This is a genomic window from Pseudomonas sp. AGC41, from assembly GCF_057334555.1.
The window spans coordinates 55,948-56,380 of sequence record NZ_JBHFJB010000163.1 but is presented as its reverse complement, the minus strand read 5'-3'; the positions used below and the strand labels follow the sequence as shown (position 1 = coordinate 56,380).

Below are 433 nucleotides of genomic sequence, written 5' to 3'. Positions count from 1 at the left end.
CCCTCACAACCCCAGCGCGTTGATAATCGACAAGCGATAACCAGCAGGCAGGTTCGCTGGTAACTGGCTTGGCTCGAACAGCCCGATCTCCTTGTGCTCATGACTGATCGTCGGCACGAAACCGCCCAGCAACTGGCAGCGGTAAGTGGAGATGAACACGTGTTTGCCGGGAATCACCTCGAACAGATACGAATCCAGTGGTTCGCCCACGCTGACCTCGACCGCCAGCTCCTCGGCGATTTCCCGTGCCAGGCATTGCGGCGGCGTTTCGCCCAGCTCGATCCGTCCACCGGGCAGCTCCCATTCGTCCCGCTCGTTGAGCATCAGCACGACCAGGCCGTCGGGAGATTGCAGTACGCCCTTGATGGAAACCGGGAACATATAAAAGCCTCAATGTTAATCAGTTCCCCCGTGGGGGGGGGGGGGGGGGGGG

The 433-nt window shown here is 60.7% G+C and carries 1 protein-coding gene; it reads right to left on the bottom strand.

Annotated features, from left to right (window positions below):
* Nucleotides 1-3 precede the first annotated feature (3 nt).
* Nucleotides 4-381, bottom strand: coding sequence for an NUDIX hydrolase (locus ACE04F_RS28460; protein WP_305497168.1), 378 nt, complete (start codon nt 379-381; stop codon nt 4-6).
* Nucleotides 382-433 lie beyond the last annotated feature (52 nt).

Coding starts and splice junctions, on each gene's coding strand:
- ACE04F_RS28460 (WP_305497168.1), bottom strand. CDS start 381: ATGTTCCCGGTTTCCATCAAGGGCGTACTGCAATCTCCCGACGGCCTG.